Below are 23,075 nucleotides of genomic sequence, written 5' to 3'. Positions count from 1 at the left end.
CATTGCGAGGAGGTATTGTTACGTGGATCAGTTTCACCTCTGTCATCCCGTGGCTTGACCACAACTGTCCGAAGTTGAAAAATAAGTAGAGTAGTGATAAAATAATTTCTATTTTTAGTAGGAGTTATATATGGTAGTAAGATATTCAGAATTGTTATCAAAAATACCGGACAGTTTATTTGAGTCAGTTGGAGCAGAATATAAGATAGATAAGGTAAACCATAAGCTTACAGGGAAGTCATTGTTTCAGATATTACTATATAATATATGCGAAGAAGATAAGATAAGTTTAAGAGTGATAGAAGAGAGTTTTGAAGAACATCAATTTACAGTATACCATAGAGGGAACATAGTACGAGCAAGCAAGAGCGGAATATCAGATAGACTTAAAGCGATTGATTATAGGTATTATGAAAGTATATTTAGTAGTTTAAGAAAGAGTATAGGGAAAGATATAGTATCAAATGAGGGAAAGAATATAGAATTATTTGATTCTACTTTGGTAACGCTGTCGAGTAAATTGTTAAAATGCGGTTTTAAGACCTCAACAGGAAGTAAGCATCAGATAAAATTTAGTGTAGGATTTGACTCTCTACCGTCTAGCGTACGTTTTGGTGATAAAGCTAGTGATAATAGTGAGGATGTAGCCCTTAAAGCCGCTATAGAAGAGGCAAGTTTATCAAAGGAAGATATAGTTGTATTTGATAGAGGGATAAGCGCACGTAAAACATTTCAAGAGTTTAAGCAAGCAGGGATAAAGTTTGTTACCCGTTTAAATGATAAGGTTAATTACAAGATAATAAAGTCTAATGAGCAAGAGGCGGAAGCAGGTTTAGAAGCAGATAGAGATTTGGATATATTAGGAGATTATATAGTAAATCTACGAAGCAGAGATATACATTGGATTAAAGAAGAATTTCGATTAATTAAAACAAAACACCGGATTAATGGGAAAGAGTTTGTATTTTTAACGAATCTAACAGAACTAAGTGCTGTTGAGATAACAGATATTTATAAGATGAGATGGGATATAGAAGTATTTTTTAAGTTTATCAAACAACACCTAAATGCTAAGCATTTTCTTTCTAGAGATATAAATGGTATTAAGGTAGTGTTTTATATAATATTAATAGCGGCTTTACTTATTCTAACTTTTAAAAAGCTAAATAATATTGATAGTTTCAAGTTAGCTAGAAAAAGATTTGTTGAACAACTACGAAGAGCTATTACTTATGATATTATACTTTTATACCAGCACGACCCATCCAAGTTCAAGAATTCCTTTGTTTTCTAGGCTTCCTCGAACTTCGGACAGTTGTGGGAGCGAAGCGACGTGGCAATCTAGAAAATAATTAAAAAAATTCTGTAAATCAGAATTTTTAACTGGATTGCTTCGTCAATTACTACGTAATTTCCTCGCAATGACGGAAAAGCAGGACCACGCAACAATGCCTCGCAGGAATGACATAGTAAAGAGTGGGGCAAATAATAATAGAATAATTATTTTTATAATGAAAAATAACCATCGATGAAATTAGTAATAGTAGAATCGCCTGCAAAGGCAAAAACGATAAATAAATATTTAGGTGATGAGTTTAAGGTCATTGCATCATTCGGTCATATTAGAGATTTACCTTCTAAAAAAGGCTCAGTGTTACCTGATGAAAATTTTGCGATGAAATATGATATTTCCGATAAAGCAGGTAAATATGTAGATGCCATAGTTAAAGATGCAAAAAAAGCTGATGCAGTATATCTTGCAACCGATCCGGATCGTGAGGGTGAAGCTATCTCGTGGCATGTTGCAGAGGTAATAAAAGAAAAAAATAAGGTTAAATCCGATGATTTTTTTAAAAGGGTAGCCTTTAATGAAATCACTAAAAAAGCAATTATTCATGCCGTTGAGAACCCTAGAAAACTTGATGCTAACTTAGTAAATGCACAGCAAGCAAGAAGAGCTTTAGACTATTTAGTCGGCTTTACCCTTTCACCTCTTTTATGGCGTAAATTACCTGGATGTAAATCGGCGGGACGTGTACAGTCCGTGGCTCTGCGATTAATATGTGAGCGAGAAGATGAAATAGAGCGTTTTAAGTCGGAAGAATATTGGGATATTAGCCTTAAAATGCAAAATAGTAATAATGAATTATTTACTGCTAAATTGACTCACGTAAACGATCAGAAGTTAGAAAAATTCTCAATTATTAACGAAAAAGACGCCAAAGATTTAACCGAAAAATTAAAATCTCAAAATTTTCATGTTGATAAGATAGAAAAGAAACAACAAAAACGCACACCGCAACCTCCTTTTATTACTTCATCACTACAACAAGAAGCAGCAAGAAAATTAGGTTTTAGTGCTAAAAAGACTATGCAAATAGCACAAAAACTTTATGAGGGCGTTGACATAGGTAAGGAAACTATAGGGCTTATTACCTATATGAGAACCGACGGCGTTACATTATCAAATGATGCAATAGCAGATATACGTAAGTTAATCGATAAAAGTTATGGGGATAAATACTTACCGACTAGTCCTAGAATTTATAAATCCAAAGTAAAAAATGCTCAAGAAGCTCATGAGGCGATAAGGCCGACGAATATTACTTATACGCCGGGTAGCTTAAAAGAAAAGCTGGAAAAGGATTATTATAAACTCTATGAACTAATTTGGAAAAGGACTATAGCCTGCCAAATGGAAAATGTGATAATGGATTTGGTAGTTGCAAGTTTAGCTTCGGAAAATAAAGAATATTTGGCAAAAGCAAACGGATCAACTATAGCATTTGACGGGTTTTATAAGGTTTATCGTGAAAGTGTGGACGATGAGGCTGAAGAAGAAAATAAAATGCTGCCGCCTTTAAAAGAACAAGAACCGCTTAAAACTAAAGAAATTATTCCGAACCAGCATTTTACAGAACCTCCTCCAAGATATTCGGAAGCAAGCTTAGTGAAAAAACTTGAAGAGCTTGGGATCGGTCGTCCTTCGACCTATGCTAGTATTTTATCGGTTTTACAAGATCGAAAATATGTTTCTCTTGAGAAAAAACGATTTATGCCTGAAGAATTAGGACGTTTGGTAACGGTATTTTTGGTGGGGTTTTTCAAGAAATATGTAGAATATGATTTTACCGCAGGTCTTGAAAATGAGTTAGATGAAATAGCAGCAGGCAGACTTGAGTGGAAAGCTGCTTTAAATAATTTTTGGAGCGGTTTTAACCATAATATTGAATCGGTAAATGAGCAAAAAATCACCGAGATTATTAGCTATGTACAGAAAGCCCTTGATTATCATTTATTCGGTGATAATGCAGAATCTAAAGTTTGTCCTTCATGTAAAACAGGCGAGCTTAGCTTAAAGCTCGGTAAGTTTGGAGCGTTTTTAGCATGTAGTAATTACCCTGAATGTACTTTTAGAAAATCTATTGTTAGCGATAACGATAATAACGAAAATGAAGGCGATTTTGCCGCTACTCCTAATGAGAATAAAATTTTAGGCACTGATAAAGACGGGATAGAAATATATCTGAAAAAAGGACCTTACGGACCTTATGTTCAGCTCGGCGAACAAGAAGGCAAAGTAAAGCCAAAACGTAGCCCCGTGCCTGCTAGCTTAAATCAAAACGACATCACACTTGAGATGGCATTAAAGCTTCTAAGCTTACCGCTAAAAATAGGTATTCATAAAGATAGTGGCGAGGAAATTATGATAGGATACGGTAAATTCGGTCCTTACATAAAATATATGGGTAAATTTATTTCAATACCTAAAAAATATGATTTTCTAAATTTAAACTTAGATGATGCGATGAAATTAATTGAAGATAATAAAGCGAAGTTAGAAAAGAAACAGGCGTAAGAGGATGTAGCATTGCCACCCTCGTCATTGCGAGCGACCATAGGGAGTGCGGCAATCCAGTAAAAAATTCTGTAAATCAGAATTTTTTTATTATTTTTCTGGATTGCCACGTCGCTTCGCTCCTCGCAATGACGAGAAAATAGTACGAAACACTAAAAAAATAAGTAAAAATGATAAAAGTTATAACACGATTTGCTCCGTCACCAACCGGTATGTTACATGTCGGAAATATCAGGGCAGCATTGCTTAACTGGCTATATGCAAAGAAGCATAACGGGCAGTTTATTTTAAGATTTGACGATACGGATTTAGAGCGTAGTAAACAGGAATATAAAGACTCTATCGAAGAAGATTTAAAATTTTTAAATCTTCATTGGGATCAGACATTTAATCAATTAAGTCGTTTAAGTAGATATGATGAAATCAAAAATCTATTATTAGACAAAAAAAGATTATATGCCTGCTATGAGACTCCGGAAGAGTTAGAATTAAAGCGTAAATTTCAATTATCTAAGGGATTACCGCCGATTTATGATCGAGCTAGCTTAAATCTAACAGAAGAACAAACACAAAAATATATAGAGCAAGGAAGAAAACCGCATTATAGATTTTTGGTAAATCATGAACCTATTAGCTGGCATGATATGATCAAAGGCGAAGTTAAATATGACGGTAAGGCTTTAAGCGATCCAATAGTGATAAGAGCAGACGGTAGTATGACCTATATGTTATGCTCGGTTATTGACGATATTGATTATGATATTACTCATATTATTAGGGGCGAAGATCACGTTAGCAATACCGCTATTCAAATTCAAATGTTTGAGGCTTTAAATACTACTCCTCCAACTTTTGGACATTTGAGTTTAATAATCAATAAAGACGAGAAAATTTCTAAAAGAGTCGGGGGATTTGAGATTGCAACTCTTAGAAAAGAAATCGGGCTTGAGGCTATGGCAATTGCTAGCTTTTTTAGTTTACTTGGTTCATCGGCACAAATCTTACCTTATAAATCAATGGAGAAGCTAGCAAATCAATTTGAGATAAGTAGTTTTTCTAAAAGCCCGACTATCTATCAGCCAGAAGATTTGGAAAGACTAAATCATAAATTATTAATAAGTTTAGATTTTGACGAAGTAAAAGACCGCCTTAAAGAAATCGATGCCGAGTATATTGATGAAAATTTTTGGTTATCGGTAAGACCCAATTTACAAAAATTACGTGATGTAAAAGATTGGTGGGAGATTTGTCATAAAACTCCGAATGTAAAAATTCTAAATTTAGATAAAGAATATTTAAAACAAGCAGCAGAATTATTACCGCAAGGTGAAATTACCAAAGATAGCTGGAGTATTTGGACTAAAGAAATAACAAATATAACAGGCAAGAAAGGTAAGGAGTTATTTCTGCCTCTTCGCCTTGCTTTAACCGGTAGAGAATCAGGACCGGAAATTGCAGGAGTTTTACCTTTGATTGATCGGGAAGAGATAGTAAAGCGGTTAACTAGTGCGTGACTCTTTATGTAATTCCCGCAAGGCATTGCTCGCGTGGACACCTAACCGTCATTGCGAGGAGCGAAGCGACGCGGCAATCCAGGAAATAATTAAAAGAATTCTGTAAATTAAGAATTTTTTACTGGATTGCTTCGTCAAAATTTTCAATTTTTCCTCGCAATGACGGATAAACAGGTACATGCAACAATGCCTGCTCGCAATGACGATTGAGTATAACAATAGACTTCTTGCATAACCTATCTTATAAAGAGGAATTTGAAGGAAACACGGTAGCACTGCACCACAGCGTATATAAACATACGTGAGGATGCGAGTACCGGATTGACGTACAAACTACCTTTAGAAGGAGGTTATGCAAGAAGTCTAATATTTTAGCTATAATACTCTATCATATTAGTATTAATAGCACCGGCAAGTTCTGCAGTATCACCGTAGATATTATCAGCAATAAGAGAAACTATACCTGCCGCTCCCGCCATTAAACCTTCCACAGTTTCACAAGCTACATATCCTGCAGCTATCCCTGCTTTTATTGTATTTTCTGCACATTTGATAGAATCGTACGGCGAAATTGCAATTGCTCCTAAAGCACAAGCACCTATAAGAACAGGCGGATTGTAATAAGCAAAAGTTGCAAGGCTTGCTACAGTTGCTTGAGCAAATGTAGATATAAAAGAATAATTAGTACTTACATCAGAAATAACACCTTGAATAGAACATACAGCACTTGCACTATTCTCTATCACATTAATAGCATGTTCTGTTGCTAAGGTAGCATACATTGTAAAATCTGCCGCAGCTTTAGTAGCATTTTGAAAATGAATTGTAGCACTATCAAAGTAACTAGATGTTTTTTTTGAGGTTTGTGGACCCGTATAGATTTTTGTCATGATTTTTCCCCTTAAAATTAAATCGTGACGACATTATAACTTAAATGTTGGGGCGTGTCAATGGATATTATTAATAAATAATTAAAAAATTAATAAAGGTAAATTAGTGTATAATTCCCAATTTCTGGAATAAATCATTGTCTCTTTCAGGCATTGGATTAGCTGAGGTTAAAAGCTTTTCTCCGTAGAATATTGAATTAACGCCTGCCATAATACATAAAGCTTGTAATTCATCAGACATTTGTTCCCTACCTGCCGATAAACGAATATAAGATTTTGGGTCATGCCTCCATATTGCAGTTACGCCTATTAAAAAACTATACGTTCAATAAGAGTACCAATAACCTTATCATGAATATCCAATGACTTGGAAAAGCAGATTGTCTTACGTGCAAGCCTCTTGCATCTCGTTCTAAGGTTCAAGTTACTTCGTTCTATCCGTTGAGTGTATTTTTTACTGATAATATGCTTTTTAGGGTCTAATAACCTAGCATAACTCCCCCATCCATCTGTATAGTAAAAAGTCACCTTGAAATTCTCTAGTTTTTTCAGTAATGATTCTAATGTGCTATCACATCTTGTACCAAACGTATAAGCAACTACTTTTAACGAAATCTTATCCAAGGCATACCAAAGCCATCGTTGTCTGGATTTATTCTGTACATAAGACCATTGTTCATCTATCTCAGGAGCAATAATTACTTTTGTTGTACTGATAGAATGATTTATTGTTTTTAATACTAGATTTTTTTAAAACACGGATAACTGTATTGATACCCACTTTTAATACTCTTACTGTATCTCTAACTCCAGAGCCGTTGATTGACATTTCTACTATTTGCTCCTTAACTCCAGGCTTAGATGCATTATTAATATACTCCAATTGAAAATATCGATTACACCGCTTGCATTGATATCTCTGTTGTTTTGAAATTGAATATCCTGACTTTATTACTTCTTCTGTGTTGTTACAATATCTACACTTAACATCTATTTTTGCCATAACTCCTTAACTATAATTCTCTCTTATTACTGTTTGAGGATTATAGACTATTTACTCTAAACTGCAATACGGAGGCACGACCTATTAAATTATAAACTTTTTCAGCACTATCGGCAGTTTTAAAATCTTTCATATATTATCAAATTTAATATTAAGTTCTTCCGTCAAAATAGCCATCAACTCAAGTCCTATTTTATTTTTCCATTTTCCTTGTTCATAAAAAAAATGATAAGGACCGCTAACCGGCGATGACAACCAAATTTCTTTAGCTGCACTTTGTTTGTTTATTACATATATACCCTTATCAGTATCAAGATTTAATATATCACCTTGTAAATCTACGTCTATACTTGCTTCTTTATCTTGCTCTTCTATCTTGTCGGCTATATATGCAATTGTTGTTTCGGCTATTTTACTAAATTCTGTATTATTCATGATAACATCCGTTAAATGGATAAAAATATACGAAGATCAACTTCAAAAAGAGCACGGAGTCTATAAGGCGAGGAACGCAGCGTATACTTAATACGTGAGTACCGCAGATCTTATAAGACTTTGGGCCAATTTTTGAAGTTCATCGAGTAGATGGTGTTTCAGGGTCAATTTCCGGCTCAGGTACTCTAATCAAACTTTTTCTATAAGTTTCAACAAATCTATTATGATCATTAAGATTGTTAGAAAAATTATGTCCGCCTTTACCGTCAACCACAAAAAATAAGGCATCCGTTTTAGCAGGTTTTACCACTGCTTCTAAAGATTTTAACGACGGACAAGAAATCGGACCGGGCGGTAAACCTTTTATATAATAAGTATTATACGGCAGTTCTTGCAATAAATCTTTTTTTGTTAAAGCTCTTGCTAATTTAAATTTTCCTTCAGTCAAAGCATATATAGCAGTCGGATCGGCTTGTAGCTTCATATTTTTCTTTAAACGATTAATGAATACTGCGGCTATAATAGGTTTTTCTGCATTTGAACCGGCTTCTTTTTCAATTATCGAAGCTAGCGTTAATACTTCAAGTCTAGTTTTTAACGGAGAATCCGGTGAAAGATTTTGCATCACCTTATCTAAATTAGCAGACATTAAATTTCTCATTTGATCGATTATCTGCTCTTTTTGATCTCCATAAGAGAAAAAATACGTTGAGGGCATTAAAAAACCTTCCGGTATTATCCCTTTTATTTCTCCAAGTAATCGACTTTCTTCATTAATTTTCTTTATAACCTCACCAACCACCGTACCTTCTGGGACAATTATCTTATGTATTATAGATTTACCACTTGCTAATATTCTTAAAGTTTGCAGGGGCGATATATTACGAGTAAACACATATTCACCGCTTTTAAGAGGTCTTTTTATAGAATAAATTTTAGCAATTACCTTAAAAATTCTCGGATATTTGATTACTTCATTAGAATAAAGTTTTGTAACTATTTGATTTACGGATAATTTAGGTTCAATAATTATCGTTTTATTTTGAGTAAGATTTCCCGCCACAAAAATATAAAATATACTAAAATTTAGCAAAGTAATAAATATAGTTAGAGATACTATAACTAAAAAAAGTTTAGTTTTTAATAGGTTTTTTAACATAATAACTATTATTTTTATAAGACTTAGAAATATTGATAAAAAAAATTACCACGAAATATGGTTTTTTCTTGACATTTGAAATAACATATAGTAAAACTAACTTAAAGTTTGGTTGAAGTTAAATATTTGCTGAATTTAAATTATATAGCTTTTGCTAAATAAATCAATAGTTTTAATATTTGGTAATTAAAATATTAAAATTAGATGACTAACAAGCAACAAATTAATAACGTAACCAATTTACTATAACAATAGTATACTCCTGTAAAATGAAAAGTTAGAATTTTTATTACAAACGAAAAATATAAATCTTTATTCATAGTTCATATTACTATACCGGCGTTAATACTGATCTTATAATGGGCATTATATATTATGATACAAGATCACAATACCGATCTAAAACACGAAGAACATACGGAAAGGTTAAAAGCTTTACAAAATAAGTTAGGAAACTTATCCGGTTTCTTGACGACAATGCGTTCTGATAACAATGAGGAATACAAAAAAATTTCCAATGATTTAGAAATTTTAATGAAACAAATTAATACTATAAGAAAAAATATGGAAATATATTTTGTTATTATATTAATATTAATGTTTATTATAATTCAGAAAATGTTGTGGACCACCGGTTCAAGTACTAATCTTTCTCTTTTAACAACTTTATTTTAGGTTCTAAGAACTCCTGTTTAATAATTTCTGCAGCTATATAAGAAGGTGATCGATTTGATTCAAACCCTAATTTCTGCAAAATTTTTTGACTTTCTATTACCTGCTCATACGCTTTTTTAGAATTAAATAATAACTCTTGAAGCTTATTACTAATAAGACTAGCTCGGCAATTAAATTGGATAAATTCCGGAATTATTTCGCTACCTGCTATAATATTTATCAACGTAACATATTTTATTTTTATCAATAACCTGATAATAAAAAAGCTTATAAGATTAACTTTATAAGCCACAATCATAGGAGTACCAGAAGCTGCTATTTCTAAAGTATTAGTACCGGATTTTGCTAAAGCTGCATCCGCAACGGCATAAGTTTTAAGTCTCTCACTTGAAAATAAATAATTAAACTTAACATCTTCTAAAAACGGCTTTATTATTGCCTCATGCGCAGGATTTGCAAGAGTAAATATAACTTTAAGATTATTACAACTCTTGAATATTTCTTCAATAGAAGAAGCAAAAACCGGTAAATGCCTTAGAATCTCTCCTTTTCTGCTTCCAAGAGTAACACATAAAACTCTCTCATTCTCGTCTATTTTAAACTCTTTACGCAAAACTATTTTATCGCTATAAAATTCCTGCTCCATGATCGGATGACCTATATATCTACAATCAAGCCCAACTTTAGTAAAATACGGCGGTTCAAACGGTAGTAAAGCAAATAAACAATCATAAATTTTGGCGTAGTTTGCTGCCCTTTCCTCTTTATATGCCCAAACTGACGGAGCAACGATATGAATCATTTTCAGCTTTGGTAAAAGTTTTCTTACCCGCTTTGCGGTGCGGTAAGTAAAGCCTGGTGAATCTATGGTAACTAATAAATCAGCTTTACTATTTATTATGTCCTCCACTGTTTTATCAATTAATTTTTTAAGCTTAAAAATATGAGGCAAGATTTCTACAAAACCCATTAAATTTATGGCAGTAATAGGAAATAAGCTTTTAAAACTTCCGGCTTCTTCCATATATCTACCGCCAACGCCGACAAACCGTATACTCGTTGAATCCCCAAAATTGGCTACGTCGTTTTTGTAAGACCTCAGATGCTCGCGTATTTTTAACGGCTTCGTAGGCTCACCACCTATTTGACTGGGGGCTTTTGAAGTATCTGCGGTATATATTCCCGGATTGTTTTTTAAATGCTTAATTATGCGTCCACCGATAAAGTCTCCTGACATCTCACCGGCTATAAAGTAAATTTTTGTCATTGAAGCTAATTATTTTTTAAGGTTCTCAATTTCTGCTTTCAACTGCCTTATTTTTTCTATAGATAATTCAGTAATCTCATATATTTCTTCTATCGAGTTTTTTTTTCATTAACATCTTTTTTGCTATTTTTATACTTTTTGTAACTTCCCCTTCTTCTATACCATTTGCCATACCTTCTTCTCTACCTTTTTCTTCAGCAGAAACTATATAATCGCGGTCTTTAAAGCCTTTGCTCATATGAGCACGATAAATAATTCTTTCTTTAGTTGTCATTTTAAGGATATCAAGTTTTTTTGCTACCTTCTTCATATACGGTGATTTAAAGTCTTTCTTAACTTCAGAATGTTTTACTACATATAACCATTCGTCCAATTCATCTCTTATAACATCATTAAATAACGGTACTGATATTACAAAATATTCCGGAAACACATCACATAAATCGAATATTTTACCTCTCATATCTCCCAAAGAAAATTTCATAGGATGTTTTTTATCAACTTCTCTAAAAATAGTCTTACCGTGATATAAAGGTGCTTTCATATCAGCAAAAGGAAAATACAATAAATTAATATGAAATATCTTTTTTATAGTAGTGTAGTCTTCATTTTTATAAATACTATCGACTATTAACCTACTAGAATTAAAACAAGCTTTATGCATAAAAAGATTTGTATAGGACTTATCTATTTCCACTATATATTTATGTTCTTCTTCATCTTCTACTATTACATCTGCTACGCTAGATTTTAAAATATCATCTTCTTTATTACTGCAACTTTCAAGCAATGCCGTTATCTTAACCGGACTATAACCCGCATCTTTAAGTATTGCCGAGATAAATCCTTCAACTATCTCGTAATCACCTTTATCCTTAAGCAAATATTTTATAGCGTAATCAAAACTTATTATAGTACTCATATTTTCCTATCTAATTACATATTATTAAATTCCATTTTACGGTAACTCAAAGCTTCCGCAATATGCGTTTTCAAGACCTTATCCGTATTCTCAAGATCGGCAATCGTGCGTGCGACTCTAAGTATTCGGTTATAAGCACGCATTGATAAACGAAATTTATTTACCGCTTCATTCAGTAAATCTCTGCCTTCATCCGCCGGCATAGCGTAATCTATTAGTAACTGCCCGTCTAACCTGTTATTTGTTTTAATATTATACCCTTCGTATCTCTTTTCTTGAATCAAACGCACCTTCTCGACTCTTGCAGCTATATCTTCAGATTTTTCCTCAGAATTATCTGTAATAAAGGCATAATTATAAATATTAATATTTGATACTTCTATATGCAAATCAAATCTATCCATAATAGGTCCCGATACTTTCATTTGATAATCGCTAGCACATTTGGGGGCTTTCATACATTCTTTATAAGTATCACCCAAATAACCGCATTTACAAGGATTCATAGCTGCTATTAACTGAAAATTCGCTGGATATTTTATATGAGCACTTGATCTTGAAATCAATATTTCACCATTTTCAATAGGTTGTCTTAAGGAATCAATAACATTATGTGGGAATTCAGGTAATTCGTCTAAAAATAATACACCGTTATGAGCTAGCGTAATTTCACCAGGCTTTACTTTTTTTCCAACCCCTCCACCAACCATAGCAGCAAGCGAACATGAATGATGCGGAGTTCTGAACGGCCTTACTTTTGTAAGCTTACCGTCTGAAAATTTTCCAGCGATACTTGTAATCGTGCTGCATTCTAAAATTTCTTTTGTAGACATTTTAGGTAGTATACTGGGAAGACAGGCAGCAAGTCTTGATTTACCGGTTCCGGGAGGACCGAACATTAAAAGGGTCATGCCTTCCCCCATCCATCTGTATAGTAAAAAGTCACCTTGAAATTCTCTAGTTTTTTCAGTAATGATTCTAATGTGCTATCACATCTTGTACCAAACGTATAAGCAACTACTTTTAACGAAATCTTATCCAAGGCATACCAAAGCCATCGTTGTCTGGATTTATTCTGTACATAAGACCATTGTTCATCTATCTCAGGAGCAATAATTACTTTTGTTGTACTGATAGAATGATTTATTGTTTTTAATACTAGATTTTTTTAAAACACGGATAACTGTATTGATACCCACTTTTAATACTCTTACTGTATCTCTAACTCCAGAGCCGTTGATTGACATTTCTACTATTTGCTCCTTAACTCCAGGCTTAGATGCATTATTAATATACTCCAATTGAAAATATCGATTACACCGCTTGCATTGATATCTCTGTTGTTTTGAAATTGAATATCCTGACTTTATTACTTCTTCTGTGTTGTTACAATATCTACACTTAACATCTATTTTTGCCATAGACCCATTAAAAGGTTATGCCCTCCTGATGCTGCAATTTCTAAAGCTCGTTTAGCAATTTTTTTGACCTTTTATATCTTTAAAATCGGGATAATTTATTGGTTCATCTTGCAATTTAGCTTCCGGAGGAGTTAAAACTTGTGAACCTTTAAAATGATTTACTAGTTCAATTAAATTACCTGCAACAAGTATATTATCGTTACCCGACCAAGCAACTTCCGAGCTATTTTTGCTTGAACAAATAAGACCTTTACCTCTAGCAGAAGCCCCAATCGCTGCAGGCAAAGCTCCGCTTACCGGTAAGATTGAACCGTCTAATGATAATTCTCCTATTATTAAATATTCCGCAATTTCAAGTTCAGGTAAAATATTCATTGCGGTAAGTATTGAGCAGGCGATTGCAAGATCGAAATGGCTTCCCTCTTTTACTAAATCTGCCGGAGCTAAATTTATTAAAATCTTTTTAGTAAGTAGTGCAAGCCCTATAGAAGATAACGCTGCTTTAACTCGTTCTTTTGATTCAGCTATAGTTTTATCGGCAAGCCCTACTATAGTAAAAGCAGGGATACCCGGTGATATTTGTACCTGCACGTCAACATCGATAATATCAATTCCATTAAACGTTAGACTTGCTATATGAATTATCATGAAATTTTTCTTCAAATGCTATTTTGTGGGATAAGTATTGTTGGAAGCTCAAATCGTCATTGCGAGAAGAATTACATAGTAATTCGACGAAGCAATCTCAGGAGATTTGATGAGATTGCCACGTCGCTTCGCTCCTCGCAATGACGAAAAGCAACAATCACCAATCGAAAAAACATACTATAGAACAAACTTAGCTAAGTCAAGATTAGTTATTATTTTTGATAATTGATTTTCTACGAATTTATCATCGATAGTTATTTTTTTGCCTTTCATTTCGCTAGCTTCAAAGCTTATATCCTCAAGCAAATTCTCAAGTATAGTATGCAGCCTTCTAGCCCCTATATCTTCGACTTCTAAATTAACGGTGATCGCATAATCCGCTATCTTCTCAATAGCAGAAGTAGCAAATTCAAGATGCACGTCTTCAGTACCTATTAGTGCCGAATATTGCTTTATTAAACTAGTTTCAGGCTCAAGTAATATTTTAATCATATCATCTTTGGTAAGTGAATTTAATTCCACTCTAATCGGTAATCTTCCTTGTAACTCCGGTAATAAATCAGAAGGTTTAGCAATATGGAAAGCACCTGAAGCAATAAATAATATATGATCGGTTTTAACAGGTCCATATTTAGTATTAACCGTTGTTCCTTCTATCAAAGGCAGCAAATCTCTTTGCACTCCCTCTCTACTTATTTCAGCATTTTTTGCTCCGGAACTACCGGTCGAAGCTATTTTATCAATTTCATCAATAAAAACTATCCCATCATTTTCAGCTAAATTTATAGCTTGCTGAATAATTTTTTCTTGGTCTATTAATTTTTCTGATTCCTCAGGTATAATAATAGCCATAGCATCTTTAACTAGCATTTTTTTTGTTTTAGTCTTACTGCTGCCAAGGGCTCGTCCAATCATATCGCCAAGGTTAAGAACGCCCATAGATGCTCCAGGCATGCCTGGTATTTCAAAACTTCCACCACCGACAGGTGTAGTATCAGCTACGCTAATTTCAATTTCCGTATCATCAAGTTCGCCGTTTAAAATTTTTTCTTTGAACTTTTCTCTAGTCTCACTACTAGAAGTTTTACCTACTAAACTATCTAATATTCTCTCTATCGCTTTTTCACGTGCATTAATATCTACTTCCGTTTTTGCTAAAGTTTTTTCAGTATTAACGGCTATTTCGACTAAATCACGAATTATTGATTCTACATCACGCCCTACATATCCGACTTCGGTAAATTTAGTTGCTTCAATTTTATAGAAAGGAGAATTAGTCAACTTTGCAAGGCGTCTTGCTATTTCCGTTTTCCCGACACCGGTTGAACCGATCATTAAAATATTTTTCGGTACTATTTCATTACGTAAATTACCTTCTACTCTTTTACGACGACAGCGGTTTCTAAGTGCAATAGCAACAGCTTTTTTGGCCTTTTCTTGACCTACGATAAATCTATTAAGTTCATTAACTATTTGAGAAGGGGTAAGCCCCATAGGGTCTTTTTTATAAGTAGTTTTAGTAGCTTTCATACAACTTTTTCCATTATAATATTATGATTAGAAAATACACACAAATCTGCAGCTATATTCATAGATTTTAAAGCAATTTCTTCAGCAGTTAAATTGTTCTCGTAAGACATTAAAGCACGAGCGGCAGATAGTGCAAATAAACCGCCTGAACCTATTGCCGCAACATTATTTTCAGGCTCTACGACATCACCGTTACCGGTTAAAATTAATATATGACTACGATCAGCAACAATCATCATTGCTTCCAAACGTCTCAAATATTTATCGTTACGCCAATCTTTTGCAAGCTCAACTGCACTTCTAAGTAGATTATGCTTATGTTGCTCTATCTTTACTTCAAGTTTTTCAAATAACGCAAGACCATCAGCCGTAGAACCCGCAAAACCGGCAATAATTTTATTATTTGCTATAGTCCGAAGTTTTCGTGCTGTAGATTTTAGTACGGTATTACCATGCGAGACTTGTCCATCTGCTGCTATAATTATTTCTTCGTTCTTTTTTAAACAAAGTATTGTTGTGCCGTATAAGGCTAAATTATCTGACATAATATAAAATTTATTGATATTAAGTTGTTAATTAGGTACTATATAATATTGAATTACTCCTAAATAAAATGAAGAGTTATTCGACACAGCTTCAAAAAGAGCTAGGAGTTCAAAGTCCTCGGAACGAAAGCCGTTACTTAATATAGTTCGTACCGCAGCTCTTGTAGAACATTGTCACCAATTTTTGAAGTTCTATCTTAGTATATACTCAAATGATTTCAAGAATTGAATTTGTTATCAAATGGTGAACGCACGCAGCTTATACTTAATAAGTGAGTACGTGAATCCATGAAGATAACAAAGAGCAATTCTTGAAATCATCAGAGTATACTTGACTAATCAGGTTTAATTAATTATTGTCCCTTGAATTTTCAAGGCTTAAACTTAAATAATGAATATATACGCAATATACATTAACTCTACACAAAAAAATAATAATTTTATTGTTATTGAAGAAGGCTTTTCATGGATAGCTGCTCTTTTAAGTATATTTTGGGCATTATACCATAAAATGTGGTTAGTTGTTGCTATTGCCGTAATAGCGAATATAATCGTTACGGCGATTAATATCGAAGAGTTAAAGTTTATATTTAAGATAGTCTTAATATTAGGCTTTGGCTTTTTTGCTTCAGATATTAGAGAAAATTATTTAAAAAGAAATAATTACCGACTAGAAGATATAATAATTGCCAACTCTAGCATTGAAGCTGAATTGAAATTTTTAGCACGTAGTATGCTTGTTTAATTTACGTCATTGCGAGAAGAATTACGCAGTAATCAGGGCGAAGCAATCTCAGGATATTTGAACGAGATTGCCGCGTCGCCTACGGCTCCTCGCAATGACGATTTTCGCTTCAATAAAGCCTTTAACAGGAATAAAATGATGTATAACAAAGAAAATGTTTTTGCAAAAATTATAGATAAAAATCTTCCGGCAAAAATAATTTATGAAGACGAACAAATTTTAGCATTCAAAGATATAGCACCCGTAGCACCTGTACATATTATCGTTATACCTAAAAACGAATATATAGATTATGCGGATTTTATCTCTAAAGCTCAAATAGACGAAATAAAACATTTTTTTGCTAAAATTTCCGATATAGCGAATGAAGCAGGGCTAGACAAAGACGGTTATCGTTTAATAACTAATAAAGGCGAAAAATCGGGACAAACTATTTTTCATTTTCACTTCCATATTATCGGAGGCGAAAAACTCATCGGATTAATAAATAAATGACTAAAAAATACAATATTGCAGTAATCGGAGCTACAGGAAATGTAGGGCGTGAAACTCTAAATATTCTAGCTGAGCGTAATTTTCCCGTTAATAAAATTTATGCTATAGCTTCAGATAACTCTATCAGACGAGAAATAAGTTATGGAGAAAAAATACTAAAAATCAGTAGTTTAACTAATTTAAATTTTGATGATATCGATATTGCTTTTTTTTGTGCCGGTTCAGAAGTTTCAAAAGAATTTGTACCTAAAGCTACTGCTAGTAGTTGTGTAGTTATCGACAAATCCTCACTTTTTAGAGTTGACAATCAAGTACCGTTAATTGTACCTGAGGTTAATTTATCAACACTTACAGAGTTTAATACTAAAAATATCATAGCTAACCCTAACTGTATAGTAATTCCGCTTGCAGTAGCATTAAAACCGCTAGATAATGAAATAAAGATTAAAAGAGTAGTGATATCTACTTATCAATCAGTATCAGGAGCAGGTAAAGCAGGAATGGACGAACTCTACGACCAAACAAAATCTAAATATGTTTTTGGAGAGAATGATCCTAAGAAATTTCTAAAACAGATTGCATTTAATCTTTTTCCTCATATAGGTGATTTAAATAAAGACGGCTATACAAGTGAAGAAGCAAAAATTGCTTTTGAACTAAACAAAATTATGGGCAATCACTTTAAAGCTAGTGTTACTTCCGTGCGAGTACCGGTATTTATCGGTCATTCTATATCGGTTAACATAGAATTTAACGACAAAATGGACGCTAACATCGCTGAAGAAATATTACAAGACGCAGATGGAATTGTTACAATTTCTAATAATAATGACCTTGCTTATATCTCGCCCGTTGAAGTGGTAGGCGAAGATGCCGTATATGTCTCCCGCATTAGAAATGACGTAAGTAAACCTAATACGATAAATCTATGGATCACATGTGATAATTTACGTAAAGGAGCAGCTTTAAACAGCGTTCAAATTGCTGAAGAATTAATTAACACTTATTTATAATATAACTAATATGGATAATAAAAATACTAATTTAAATAAAAAAAACCCTCTAGTAATAGCTCTAGGTCAATGTAGAACGGCTTTTTGGATAGTTTTTTGGTTTGCTTTTGTAATCAACTTACTAATGTTAATTACTCCTCTTTACTCCTTGCAAGTTCTTGATAGAGTCCTTGGAAGCGGTAATCTACAAACATTATTATTTTTATCAATAATAATCGCATATATCTATTTTGTTTACGGATTATTACAAATTGCTCGTTCTTTTACACTTATAAAGGTAGGAGAATGGCTTGATAGAACAGTAGCTCCCGTAATTTTTGCTTCTTCAATTTCTGCAGCCGCAACACGAGCAAATATGGGTTCTAGCCAATTATTACGTGATTTTCAAGCTGTCAAAACATTCCTAACAAGTACCGGAATTAATACTTTATTCGATGCCCCTTGGAGCCTTATCTATATTGCCGTTATTTTCTCAATTCATCCATATATCGGTCTTATTACCGTTTTTGGTGCAGTTATCATAGTTTCAACCGCTTTCTTTAACGCTGCCGCTACTAATAAAACGCTCGGTGAAGCTACCGAATTTTCGATAAAAGGTATGACACAAGCTGATATTGCAAACAGAAATGCAGAAACAATTGAGGCAATGGGAATGATGAAAAATGTTACAAAAAATTGGCATAAATTTAACATATTAGCACTTGATAAACAATCAGTTGCTAGCTATCGTAACGGTGTTATTTCTAACTTTTCAAGGTTTATCCGTAACATAATGCAGATGGCTGTTACCGGAGTCGGTGCTTACATTGTTGTAAAATCTCACAGTGCAGATATGACGCCCGGTAATATGATTATGAGTTCTATCATAGTCGGTAGAGCTCTTGCTCCTTTCGATAATGCTATTGATTTATGGAAAAGTATGAGCGGTGCTATTAAATCATACAAAAACATTAATAATTTATTTAACACTTATTCTTCTAGAGATGAAGCGATGCCAATTCCGAACGTTGATGGTCATCTTACTGTTGAAAATATTTATTATGCTCATCCTATACCGAAACATTTACCACAACCTCCCGTACCGAAATATATCTTAAAAGGCGTTAGTTTTGCAGTACAACCGGGCGAAGTTTTAGCAATTATCGGTCCTTCGGCTACAGGAAAATCAACTTTAGCTAAAATCATAGTCGGGGTATGGAAAGAATCATCAGGTTCAGTACGTTTAGATGAAGCAGAAGTTTACCGTTGGAATAGAGACGATTTCGGTAGACATGTTGGCTATCTTCCCCAAGGAATAGAACTTTTTAGCGGTAGTATTAAACAAAATATAGCTAGAATGGAAGAAGATGTCGATCCGCAAAAAGTTATTGAAGCAGCTAAAATAGCCGGAGCTCATGAAATGATATTAAGATTCCCTGACGGTTATGATTCTGATATCGGTCCTGCAGGCTCTAATCTATCAGGGGGTCAAAGACAACGTATCGGGCTTGCTAGAGCTTTTTACGGCAATCCAAAACTCATCATTTTAGATGAGCCTAATGCTAATTTAGATGAGGCAGGTGAAGTTGCCCTTGCAAGTGCCTTAAAACAAGCAAAACTTAAAGGGATAGCAGTCGTTGTAATTTCACATAGACCTTCCGTATTATCCGTTGTTGATAAAATTCTAATATTACAGGATGGAGCCGTTGCAGTTTACGGAACGGAAGAAGAGATTCAAAAACACTTTAAAACTTTAAAAAGCGGCACAATTCATATTAATAATTAATGGTATTACCGCATGGCTTCCAAATCGTCATTGCGAGGAGCGAAGCGACGCGGCAATCCAGAAAAAATAATTAAAAAAATCTGATTTACAGATTTTTTTTACTGGGTTGCTTCGTCGAAACTTACAGTTTCTTCTCGCAATGACGAAAAACACCAATAATAATGATTAAATATTATGCAGGACTTAAAACACAATAAACCTCAAATTACTCCGGAACAATTGAAACAATTATTGTCCTTACGCGAAGATTCATTAAACCTTAAAGGTCAAAGTTCTAAGCGTAAAGCTTTAATAAATACTACATTAAAGAAAACCTCTCACGTTATAGAGTTCTTATTAGTAAAGCTTGACAGGTTTGTTAATTTTACTACCAAAAAAACAGATAAAGAGCGTAATAACGTAGCCCAAGCTGCAAGGTCACCTATACTTTTCGGTATTTATGTTATTATCTTTTTAGTATTAATAGGCGGATTATGGGCGGCTCTTGCCCCTCTTGATAGCGGTGCTGTAGCTGTCGGTATCGTAATACCAAGCACAAATAAAAAAACGATTCAACATAATGAAGGTGGAATAATCAATGCTATTTACGTTAAGCAAGGTGACAAAGTCAAAGAAGGCGATAAGTTAATAGAGCTTGAAGAAACTAGAATAAAAAGCGAACATGAAAATATTCTTGGTCAGTACCGTAATTTTTTAGCAACTGAAAATCGTTTAATTGCCGAACGTGATAATTTAGAACAAATCGAATTCTCTGATTTTCTAATGCAGGATATAAATTTACCGGAAGTAGCTAAAATAATTCATACACAGGAAAATTTATTTAGATCTAGAAAAGAAGTATATAACTCAGAGAAAGATGCATTACATCAAAATATTGCTCAACTTGAGAAAAAAATTGAAGGTTTAGAAGCAAAAAAAGTTGCCGCTTCAAAAACTGCTGAAGTTTATCAAGACCGTTTAAAAGCTTTAAGAACGTTAAAAGAAAAAGGCTTTGTACAAAAAGCAGCTTTATTAGACCAAGAAGCAAAAGTTGCCGCTTCAAAAAGCGATGTTGCAACAACTGAAGCCGAAATAGCAGGGATACGCCATGCTATTACCGAAACTCAAATTAAAATTATAAATCAACAAAATAAATATACTGAACGGACTTTAACAGAGCTTCGTGAAGCTCAAGTACAAACAGCCTCTCTTAAAGAAAAATATAATTCCCTGACGGATTCACTTAATCGTGTGATAATAAGATCACCTGTTGACGGTATAGTTAATAATTTAAAATATCATACAATAGGCGGTGTTATAAGTCACGGACAACCTATTATGGAAATTTCACCAATTAATGATCCATTAATAATAGAAGCAAAGGTATCTCAAAAAAACATTGACTCAGTACATGAGGGACTAGTTGCAAAAATACGTTTCAGTGCATTTAAATCAAGAACGACTCCAACATTTACCGGTAAAGTAGTAAGCATATCACCCGATATCGTACAAGATGAAAGACAGCATCCAGGACAACAACAAGATAATTATTATGTTGCAAGAGTTGAAATTGATATGGATGAATTTAACAAAGTTGCTAAAGTTAAAAATCTTGAGCTACATCCAGGTATGCAAGCTGAGGTACAAATCGTAACCGGTACTAGAACACTACTTAGATATTTACTTGATCCCGTTACTGATACTGCATTTAAAGCTTTCAGAGAAAAATAGATAATTTGAAGATTTTAAGCTAGATAACTTTACGGAACCTAGGTCCTGTACACTTTTAATTAATAATCATAATTATGGCTCTTTTTAGCTGCAAATTATCAGATTTTTTTGAAATATGAATAACTATTCCTGCAAAAATCTTATTAATTTTCGCTTAAAAATATCTCATAATTATAATCATTAATCAAAATTGTACAGAACCTAAATATTTTGTAACAATATTTATTAAAAATTCTTAATCCTTTATTGACTTTTAACCAAAAAAGTATAGCTTATTTTGCAATCTAATTATATATAAAGGTTATGTTAGGCTACGAAAAAGAACAAAAAAGTTTAAATAAAGAACAAAAACAAGCTGTCGGATTACTTTCTATAGGTACATTTCTAGAGTATTTTGACCTTATGCTTTATGTGCATATGGCGGTGCTTTTAAATAATTTATTTTTTCCGGAATATGATCCTTTCACTTTTTCGCTGCTTACTGCCTTTTCTTTCTGCTCTACCTACTTGTTAAGACCTATAGGAGCATTAATATTCGGATATATAGGAGATCATTTTGGACGTAAGATTGTAGTTGTTTTAACTACTCTATTAATGGCTATTACTTGTGTGATTATAGGCAGTATGCCAACATATGCACAGATAGGTATAACAGCCTCTTGGGTTCTTACTATATGTCGTATAATTCAAGGTATGTCGGCAACTGCAGAAGCACGAGGTGCAGAGCTGTATTTAACCGAAAATACATCTCCTCCTATACAATATCCGTTAGTAGCAATTATAACCGTATTTTCTGCCGTAGGCACGACGGTAGCACTAGGTATTGCATCAATTTTTACTAATCAAAATATTTATCAACATGAATCAAGTTGGCGTATAGCTTTTTTTGTTGGTGCAACTATTGCTTTTGTAGGTACTATTGCGAGGACTAGTTTAAAAGAAGCAGAGGCATTTTCAAATAAAAAAAATAAATTAAAACTAAGACTTCAAGAAAATAATATTACGCTTGAAGAAATTGACAAAGATATTCTAGATCAAAAAGTTCCAAACGCCACTTCTATTTGGTATTTCTTTATCCAATGTGCTAGACCTCCGTGTTTTTATTTCGTGTATATATATTGTGCTGATATATTAAAAAGAGAATGTGGTTTTACTCCGAATCAAATTATAAATCAAAATTTTTGGGTATCTATAATAGATTTACTCGGTATTATCGGTCTTGCATTTATTAGCTATAAAATCCATCCTTTAAAAATCTTAAAGGTAAAATTATATCTATTTTTTACCTCTCTCATTTTTTTTCCTATAATGTTAAATTATAACCCTACTCCTTTATATATTTTTATTTTTCAATGTTTAGCTGCATTATTCGTATTTGATCATGTACCGGCAGCTCCTATATTTTACAAATATTTTCCGGTTTTTAAGAGATTTACATATACTAGTATGCTAAGTGCAATAGCAAAATTATTTAGGTCG

Annotated in this window: 23 protein-coding genes and 2 pseudogenes; 11 read left to right on the top strand and 14 right to left on the bottom strand. The window is 33.3% G+C overall.

Annotated elements, in window-relative coordinates:
• Nucleotides 1–130: 130 nt before the first annotated feature.
• The 4 genes and pseudogenes from ACNFN7_RS03670 to ACNFN7_RS03655 all read left to right on the top strand — a co-directional run.
• Complete coding sequence (locus ACNFN7_RS03670; RefSeq protein ID WP_485440459.1) at nucleotides 131–1,294, top strand: IS4 family transposase; 1,164 nt, start codon at nucleotides 131–133, stop codon at nucleotides 1,292–1,294.
• A 234-nt stretch (nucleotides 1,295–1,528) separates the two neighbouring features.
• On the top strand, nucleotides 1,529–3,859 hold the full coding sequence (gene topA, locus ACNFN7_RS03665; protein ID WP_485440907.1) for a type I DNA topoisomerase: 2,331 nt from the start codon (nucleotides 1,529–1,531) through the stop codon (nucleotides 3,857–3,859).
• Between the two features lie 170 nt (nucleotides 3,860–4,029).
• Nucleotides 4,030–5,373: a glutamate--tRNA ligase gene (gene gltX / locus ACNFN7_RS03660; protein WP_485440906.1), complete on the top strand. Its 1,344-nt coding sequence runs from the start codon at nucleotides 4,030–4,032 to the stop codon at nucleotides 5,371–5,373.
• Nucleotides 5,374–5,591: 218 nt separating this feature from the next.
• Nucleotides 5,592–5,745 (top strand): annotated as a pseudogene (locus ACNFN7_RS03655) (palindromic element RPE1 domain-containing protein); the annotation flags it as partial.
• On the opposite strand, the gene ACNFN7_RS03650 reads toward ACNFN7_RS03655, so the two are convergent.
• The 5 genes and pseudogenes from ACNFN7_RS03650 to mltG all read right to left on the bottom strand — a co-directional run bounded on the left by ACNFN7_RS03650 (nucleotide 5,745) and on the right by mltG (nucleotide 8,860).
• On the bottom strand, nucleotides 5,745–6,263 hold the full coding sequence (locus ACNFN7_RS03650; RefSeq protein ID WP_485440905.1) for a hypothetical protein: 519 nt from the start codon (nucleotides 6,261–6,263) through the stop codon (nucleotides 5,745–5,747). The pseudogene ACNFN7_RS03655 and the gene ACNFN7_RS03650 overlap by 1 nt on opposite strands.
• A gap of 103 nt (nucleotides 6,264–6,366) precedes the next feature.
• Nucleotides 6,367–6,543 (bottom strand): annotated as a pseudogene (locus ACNFN7_RS03645) (biotin synthase BioB); the annotation flags it as partial.
• Between the two features lie 29 nt (nucleotides 6,544–6,572).
• Nucleotides 6,573–7,266 (bottom strand): IS1 family transposase gene (locus tag ACNFN7_RS03640; protein WP_485440904.1). Its coding sequence is split into 2 segments (ribosomal slippage): nucleotides 6,573–6,981 and nucleotides 6,980–7,266, totalling 696 coding nucleotides; the frame shifts between segments, so codons are not numbered across the junction.
• Between the two features lie 129 nt (nucleotides 7,267–7,395).
• Nucleotides 7,396–7,701: an iron donor protein CyaY gene (cyaY, locus tag ACNFN7_RS03635; protein ID WP_011270854.1), complete on the bottom strand. Its 306-nt coding sequence runs from the start codon at nucleotides 7,699–7,701 to the stop codon at nucleotides 7,396–7,398.
• Nucleotides 7,702–7,840: 139 nt separating this feature from the next.
• A complete protein-coding gene (mltG, locus tag ACNFN7_RS03630) occupies nucleotides 7,841–8,860 on the bottom strand; it encodes an endolytic transglycosylase MltG (RefSeq protein ID WP_485440903.1) in 1,020 nt (339 codons plus the stop codon).
• A 375-nt stretch (nucleotides 8,861–9,235) separates the two neighbouring features.
• Between mltG and ACNFN7_RS03625 the strand changes: the two genes are divergently transcribed.
• The gene (locus ACNFN7_RS03625; RefSeq protein WP_032139557.1) at nucleotides 9,236–9,535 is read left to right on the top strand and encodes a hypothetical protein; all 300 of its coding nucleotides are present in this window, start codon (nucleotides 9,236–9,238) and stop codon (nucleotides 9,533–9,535) included.
• Here the strand turns inward: ACNFN7_RS03625 and lpxB are convergent.
• The 9 genes from lpxB to hslV all read right to left on the bottom strand — a co-directional run bounded on the left by lpxB (nucleotide 9,504) and on the right by hslV (nucleotide 15,868).
• Nucleotides 9,504–10,802 (bottom strand): lipid-A-disaccharide synthase, encoded by a 1,299-nt coding sequence (gene lpxB / locus ACNFN7_RS03620; protein ID WP_485440902.1) that lies wholly within the window; start codon nucleotides 10,800–10,802, stop codon nucleotides 9,504–9,506. The genes ACNFN7_RS03625 and lpxB overlap by 32 nt on opposite strands.
• Nucleotides 10,803–10,878: 76 nt before the next feature.
• The gene (locus ACNFN7_RS03615; RefSeq protein ID WP_485440901.1) at nucleotides 10,879–11,724 is read right to left on the bottom strand and encodes a PD-(D/E)XK nuclease family transposase; all 846 of its coding nucleotides are present in this window, start codon (nucleotides 11,722–11,724) and stop codon (nucleotides 10,879–10,881) included.
• Between the two features lie 14 nt (nucleotides 11,725–11,738).
• A complete protein-coding gene (locus ACNFN7_RS03610; protein WP_485440900.1) occupies nucleotides 11,739–12,635 on the bottom strand; it encodes a YifB family Mg chelatase-like AAA ATPase in 897 nt (298 codons plus the stop codon).
• A complete protein-coding gene (locus ACNFN7_RS03605; RefSeq protein ID WP_485441229.1) occupies nucleotides 12,632–12,826 on the bottom strand; it encodes an IS1 family transposase in 195 nt (64 codons plus the stop codon). Before ACNFN7_RS03605 ends, ACNFN7_RS03610 begins: the two co-directional genes overlap by 4 nt.
• 1 nt (nucleotide 12,827) lies before the next feature.
• Nucleotides 12,828–13,145, bottom strand: coding sequence for an IS1-like element transposase (locus ACNFN7_RS03600; RefSeq protein WP_485440565.1), 318 nt, complete (start codon nucleotides 13,143–13,145; stop codon nucleotides 12,828–12,830).
• Complete coding sequence (locus ACNFN7_RS03595) at nucleotides 13,133–13,183, bottom strand: hypothetical protein (RefSeq protein WP_485441228.1); 51 nt, start codon at nucleotides 13,181–13,183, stop codon at nucleotides 13,133–13,135. Before ACNFN7_RS03595 ends, ACNFN7_RS03600 begins: the two co-directional genes overlap by 13 nt.
• A 13-nt stretch (nucleotides 13,184–13,196) precedes the next feature.
• Nucleotides 13,197–13,793 (bottom strand): magnesium chelatase domain-containing protein, encoded by a 597-nt coding sequence (locus tag ACNFN7_RS03590; RefSeq protein WP_485440899.1) that lies wholly within the window; start codon nucleotides 13,791–13,793, stop codon nucleotides 13,197–13,199.
• Nucleotides 13,794–13,970: 177 nt separating this feature from the next.
• Nucleotides 13,971–15,323: an ATP-dependent protease ATPase subunit HslU gene (hslU, locus tag ACNFN7_RS03585; protein WP_485440898.1), complete on the bottom strand. Its 1,353-nt coding sequence runs from the start codon at nucleotides 15,321–15,323 to the stop codon at nucleotides 13,971–13,973.
• Nucleotides 15,320–15,868: an ATP-dependent protease subunit HslV gene (hslV, locus tag ACNFN7_RS03580; RefSeq protein WP_485440897.1), complete on the bottom strand. Its 549-nt coding sequence runs from the start codon at nucleotides 15,866–15,868 to the stop codon at nucleotides 15,320–15,322. Before hslV ends, hslU begins: the two co-directional genes overlap by 4 nt.
• Before the next feature lie 391 nt (nucleotides 15,869–16,259).
• Between hslV and ACNFN7_RS03575 the strand changes: the two genes are divergently transcribed.
• The 6 genes from ACNFN7_RS03575 to ACNFN7_RS03550 all read left to right on the top strand — a co-directional run.
• A complete protein-coding gene (locus tag ACNFN7_RS03575) occupies nucleotides 16,260–16,613 on the top strand; it encodes a DUF2628 domain-containing protein (protein WP_485440896.1) in 354 nt (117 codons plus the stop codon).
• A gap of 138 nt (nucleotides 16,614–16,751) precedes the next feature.
• On the top strand, nucleotides 16,752–17,108 hold the full coding sequence (locus tag ACNFN7_RS03570) for an HIT domain-containing protein (RefSeq protein ID WP_039594921.1): 357 nt from the start codon (nucleotides 16,752–16,754) through the stop codon (nucleotides 17,106–17,108).
• A complete protein-coding gene (gene asd / locus ACNFN7_RS03565; protein WP_485440895.1) occupies nucleotides 17,105–18,121 on the top strand; it encodes an aspartate-semialdehyde dehydrogenase in 1,017 nt (338 codons plus the stop codon). Before ACNFN7_RS03570 ends, asd begins: the two co-directional genes overlap by 4 nt.
• A gap of 10 nt (nucleotides 18,122–18,131) precedes the next feature.
• Complete coding sequence (locus ACNFN7_RS03560; protein ID WP_485440894.1) at nucleotides 18,132–19,886, top strand: type I secretion system permease/ATPase; 1,755 nt, start codon at nucleotides 18,132–18,134, stop codon at nucleotides 19,884–19,886.
• 174 nt (nucleotides 19,887–20,060) lie between these two features.
• Nucleotides 20,061–21,596 (top strand): HlyD family type I secretion periplasmic adaptor subunit, encoded by a 1,536-nt coding sequence (locus ACNFN7_RS03555; protein WP_485440893.1) that lies wholly within the window; start codon nucleotides 20,061–20,063, stop codon nucleotides 21,594–21,596.
• A 303-nt stretch (nucleotides 21,597–21,899) separates the two neighbouring features.
• A partial coding sequence (locus tag ACNFN7_RS03550; RefSeq protein WP_485440892.1) for an MFS transporter occupies nucleotides 21,900–23,075 on the top strand: 1,176 nt, incomplete at its 3' end.

The sequence above is a fragment of the Rickettsia sp. MAE-05 genome (genome assembly GCF_057319745.1).
This window is presented reverse-complemented; position numbering and strand designations above follow the sequence as displayed.

Bases quoted from the DNA above. Each gene is read 5' to 3' on its own strand.
- mltG (WP_485440903.1), bottom strand. From the start codon at position 8,860: ATGTTAAAAAACCTATTAAAAACTAAACTTTTTTTAGTTATAGTATCT.
- hslV (WP_485440897.1), bottom strand. From the start codon at position 15,868: ATGTCAGATAATTTAGCCTTATACGGCACAACAATACTTTGTTTAAAA.
- lpxB (WP_485440902.1), bottom strand. From the start codon at position 10,802: ATGACAAAAATTTACTTTATAGCCGGTGAGATGTCAGGAGACTTTATC.
- ACNFN7_RS03625 (WP_032139557.1), top strand. From the start codon at position 9,236: ATGATACAAGATCACAATACCGATCTAAAACACGAAGAACATACGGAA.
- cyaY (WP_011270854.1), bottom strand. From the start codon at position 7,701: ATGAATAATACAGAATTTAGTAAAATAGCCGAAACAACAATTGCATAT.
- hslU (WP_485440898.1), bottom strand. From the start codon at position 15,323: ATGAAAGCTACTAAAACTACTTATAAAAAAGACCCTATGGGGCTTACC.
- ACNFN7_RS03555 (WP_485440893.1), top strand. From the start codon at position 20,061: ATGCAGGACTTAAAACACAATAAACCTCAAATTACTCCGGAACAATTG.
- ACNFN7_RS03600 (WP_485440565.1), bottom strand. From the start codon at position 13,145: ATGGCAAAAATAGATGTTAAGTGTAGATATTGTAACAACACAGAAGAA.
- ACNFN7_RS03650 (WP_485440905.1), bottom strand. From the start codon at position 6,263: ATGACAAAAATCTATACGGGTCCACAAACCTCAAAAAAAACATCTAGT.
- ACNFN7_RS03560 (WP_485440894.1), top strand. From the start codon at position 18,132: ATGGATAATAAAAATACTAATTTAAATAAAAAAAACCCTCTAGTAATA.
- ACNFN7_RS03610 (WP_485440900.1), bottom strand. From the start codon at position 12,635: ATGACCCTTTTAATGTTCGGTCCTCCCGGAACCGGTAAATCAAGACTT.
- ACNFN7_RS03570 (WP_039594921.1), top strand. From the start codon at position 16,752: ATGTATAACAAAGAAAATGTTTTTGCAAAAATTATAGATAAAAATCTT.
- gltX (WP_485440906.1), top strand. From the start codon at position 4,030: ATGATAAAAGTTATAACACGATTTGCTCCGTCACCAACCGGTATGTTA.
- ACNFN7_RS03575 (WP_485440896.1), top strand. From the start codon at position 16,260: ATGAATATATACGCAATATACATTAACTCTACACAAAAAAATAATAAT.
- asd (WP_485440895.1), top strand. From the start codon at position 17,105: ATGACTAAAAAATACAATATTGCAGTAATCGGAGCTACAGGAAATGTA.
- ACNFN7_RS03615 (WP_485440901.1), bottom strand. From the start codon at position 11,724: ATGAGTACTATAATAAGTTTTGATTACGCTATAAAATATTTGCTTAAG.
- ACNFN7_RS03670 (WP_485440459.1), top strand. From the start codon at position 131: ATGGTAGTAAGATATTCAGAATTGTTATCAAAAATACCGGACAGTTTA.
- topA (WP_485440907.1), top strand. From the start codon at position 1,529: ATGAAATTAGTAATAGTAGAATCGCCTGCAAAGGCAAAAACGATAAAT.
- ACNFN7_RS03590 (WP_485440899.1), bottom strand. From the start codon at position 13,793: ATGATAATTCATATAGCAAGTCTAACGTTTAATGGAATTGATATTATC.